Raw genomic sequence first — 3,698 nt, 5'->3', positions numbered from 1 at the left:
TTGTGCTTCTTAGTGTCTCCTCCTTATTTAAAATAACTATAGTCCTGCTGCTATTGCCACCGGAGACTTTGATGGTGATGGTGATTTGGATTTGGTAACAGCTAACTCAGACTCTGATAACGTCTCGGTGCTGTTAAATAATGGCGCAGGAAGCTATAGCTTAAGTGGGAACTTTGCCGTAGGAAATTTGCCCGTTGACATTGCTGTGGGAGACTTCAACAAAGATGGTAACCTGGATTTGGTGACCGCAGACTTTGGTACTCCTTTTACATCCTCTACGGATAACACGGTCTCAGTCTTGCTAGGAAATGGCAATGGCACCTTTGGTTCTGCCACCCAAGTCAACGAAGGGGATATTCCTCTATCCGTGGCCGTGGGGGACTTCAACCGCGATCAAAATTTGGATATAGCCGTAGGAAGATTTTCCTCACCAGGTATAGTCTCGGTGTTGTTCGGAAATGGGACGGGGAGCTTTCCATTTACTAACGACGTTACAACCGGGGTTAGTGGATTTTCTACCTCTGTGGGGGACTTCAACAACGATGGTAACCTGGATATAGTGACAGGAAGTGGCAGTAACGAAGTCTCGCTGCTGTTAGGGAACGGGACAACAACCTTTCAGCCTAGTATATCGATTCCAACAGGTGTGTCTTTTGCTGCTCCTGATGCTGTGGGAGACTTCAACAAAGATGGCAATCTGGACTTAGTGATAGGAAGTGGTTCTGGTGCTGAGAACGAAATCGCAGTGTTGTTGGGGAATGGAAATGGTAGCTTTGGTTCTCCCATGCCATTTACAACGGGTGGAGGTTCTGAAGTCGCCGTGGGGGATTTCAATAGTGATGGCAACTTGGACATTGCTGCAGCAAGTGATGATCAAGTCTCACTGCTATTAGGGAATGGTGCAGGAGGCTTTACCCCTTCTGGTCAGTTTGATGTGGGCAGTAATCCCTCTTCCATCACCGTAGGGGATTTCAACGGCGATGGTAAACCAGACATTGCGACGGCCAACTCTGGCTCCAACAACGTCTCAGTATTGCTCAACACTACCTCCTCTTCCATGTTTGCTCTAGGTTCAACAACTCAAGTAGGGGACTTTCGAAACGATACTGACTACTTAGTCGCTGATGTAAATGGGGATGGTGAATCTGATCTCGTTGAACTTTGGAATAATAACAATAAGTTTTTTGCTGCCACTTGGATTAGTAATGGTAGCGGAGGATTTAACCTCGGCAATAATACAGCAGTAGGGGACTTTCGAAACGATACTGACTACTTAGTCGCTGATGTAAATGGGGATGGTGAATCTGATCTCGTTGAACTTTGGAATAATAACAATAAGTTCTTTGCGGCGACTTGGATTAGTAATGGTAGCGGAGGATTTAACCTCGGCAGTAATACAGAAGTAGGGGACTTTCGAAACGATACTGACTACTTAGTCGCTGATGTAAATGGGGATGGTGACTCTGATCTCGTTGAACTTTGGAATAATAACAATAAGTTTTTTGCGGCGACTTGGATTAGTAATGGTAGCGGTGGATTTAGCCTGGGCAGTAATACAGAAGTAGGGGACTTTCGAAACGATACTGACTACTTAGTCGCTGATGTAAATGGGGATGGTGACTCTGATCTAATCGAGGTTTGGAATAATAACAATAATTTCTTTGCTGCCACTTGGATTAGTAATGGTAGCGGTGGATTTAGCCTGGGCAGTAATACACAAGTAGGAGACTTTCGAGATGATACTGATTACTTAGTCGCTGACGTAAATGGGGATGGTGACTCTGATCTAATCGAGGTTTGGAATAATAACAATAATTTCTTTGCTGCCACTTGGATTAGTAATGGTAGCGGTGGATTTAGCCTGGGCAGTAATACACAAGTAGGAGAATTTCGAGATGATACTGATTACTTAGTCGCTGACGTAAATGGGGATGGTGACTCTGATCTAATCGAGGTTTGGAATGATAACAATAATTTCTTTGCTGCCACTTGGATTAGTAATGGTAGCGGAGGATTTAGCCTGGGCAGTAATACACAAGTAGGGGACTTTCGAAATGATACTGATTACTTAGTTACCGATTTAAATGGTGATAATAAGTCTGATATAGTTGAACTTTGGAATAATAACAATAATTTCTTTGCTACTAGTTGGTTAAACATTGCTTAAACACTGTTTAAACACTAACCTAGTTCGGTAGTGTCTATGGAGAAGTAGCTGAATTAATCAAATAATCCTCTGATAGATACCAGAGGATTATTTGATACCTAATTAGGTATTTAGTGGGTAAAACACCTCTTCAGCAGCGTCTCCCAGCATAGCATAAATTTCTTCGGCTGATACTTAAGTTAACAGATAATTTTCCTCTAGTTCAGCCGAATATAGAGCTGAGATTTTAATCCTAGCCATTGATACTAGTTATCGATGGTTTACTGGATTGAAATTATTATAGTTATGCTATTGATGCTGAGCACTCTTTAACAACAACCTTAACTTCACCATTTGGAGAGACAGTTGTTGTTACTGTTCTTCCGCCGATAATCCCGTTGATATTCTGCTCATCAAGTTCAGTAATGAAGCTTTCATAAACAGGTGAAATAGCGAGGTCAGAGATTGTAATGTTAGCCATTCGCAAATTTTATATTCAGTCAAGTTGTCTTGTTTAGGATTAGAGGTTTTATTGCCTCATTCCATGACTCTCATCTCGAATTTATTCCAGGATTTCAAGGGATTAATGAATGAAAAAAGTGACAAAAGTAATTCAGTTATATCTTGGTCGATTTTAACAATATATATACTAGGGTGTTTAGAGGTTTTATTGCCTTATACCATGACTATAATCTGGGATTTATTCCAGGATTTCAAGGGGGTAATCAATGAAAAAAGTGACAAAAGTAATTCAGTGATGTCTTGGTTGATTTGAAAAATACCCCTACTAGTGGATCAAGTCAGGATAACTATTACGTAAACTTGGCCAAATCTCTAGGTTTTTATAACTAAAATTAAATTAGTTATACTTTTTTGGCTTCTGCGTTGCTCCCTTGAAAGCTAGACCTGAGCAAACGTCATAAAACAATTCCACCCAAGATAAATCTTGGGTGGAATCAGAATCAGTACTAGAGTTAAAAGGATAGGGCTGAAGGGGTGACAAGGGATTTGAAAAGTAGGCAGGACCGGTGCGATCGCATTCTTATTCCCTACACCTTGCCCCATTACTATTGTTCTGACTCCTCATCCCCCCACTCCCCCCACTTCCTCCATTACTCTCACTTCTCCCTAAAAGTACTTAATCCCTAGTGCCTGATTATCTTCATCCAAAAATTAAATCAAACTTTACACAAACAATATAAAATTCGACCAAAATCTAAAATTGGATAAAAATCATCCAAAAACTCGCCAAAATCATCCAAAAATTGCCCAAAATCATCCAAAAAGTCCACAATACTAAGTAAATTTGACTATTAAAACCAACATAAAAGCCAACATCCACCCTCGATCATCAAAACAATGAGTTAAAGACTTTTTAGTTACAGATATGTCAGGACATCAGTCGAAACCTGATCTTGAGGGTGCATGTACTAGTACAGGTAAATATTTAACAGCGTTTCAGCGCAAACTGCTACAAAAAAGTCTACGATCCGACTTACCTTAATGGCGGTGGGGTTAGGGCTGCTGATATTTAGCCTGTTTCGAGTGGCAA

3 protein-coding genes are annotated in these 3,698 nt (G+C 40.9%); 2 read left to right on the top strand and 1 reads right to left on the bottom strand.

The window, feature by feature from the left end:
- The first annotated feature begins 52 nt into the window (after positions 1 to 52).
- A complete protein-coding gene (locus tag F6K20_RS28810; protein ID WP_267872013.1) occupies positions 53 to 2,167 on the top strand; it encodes an FG-GAP repeat domain-containing protein in 2,115 nt (704 codons plus the stop codon).
- Between the two features lie 283 nt (positions 2,168 to 2,450).
- Here F6K20_RS28810 and F6K20_RS28805 read toward each other — a convergent pair whose 3' ends face one another.
- On the bottom strand, positions 2,451 to 2,627 hold the full coding sequence (locus F6K20_RS28805; RefSeq protein ID WP_008182110.1) for a hypothetical protein: 177 nt from the start codon (positions 2,625 to 2,627) through the stop codon (positions 2,451 to 2,453).
- Positions 2,628 to 3,154: 527 nt separating this feature from the next.
- On the opposite strand from F6K20_RS28805, the gene F6K20_RS28800 reads away from it, so the two are divergent.
- Positions 3,155 to 3,295: a hypothetical protein gene (locus F6K20_RS28800; RefSeq protein ID WP_154659743.1), complete on the top strand. Its 141-nt coding sequence runs from the start codon at positions 3,155 to 3,157 to the stop codon at positions 3,293 to 3,295.
- Positions 3,296 to 3,698 lie beyond the last annotated feature (403 nt).

This window comes from Moorena sp. SIO2C4 (assembly GCF_010672485.1).
In the GTDB taxonomy this organism is placed as follows: Bacteria; Cyanobacteriota; Cyanobacteriia; order Cyanobacteriales; family Coleofasciculaceae; genus Moorena; species Moorena producens.
The sequence above is the reverse complement of the archived record's forward strand: the minus strand, read 5'-3'. Positions and strand labels throughout refer to the sequence as shown.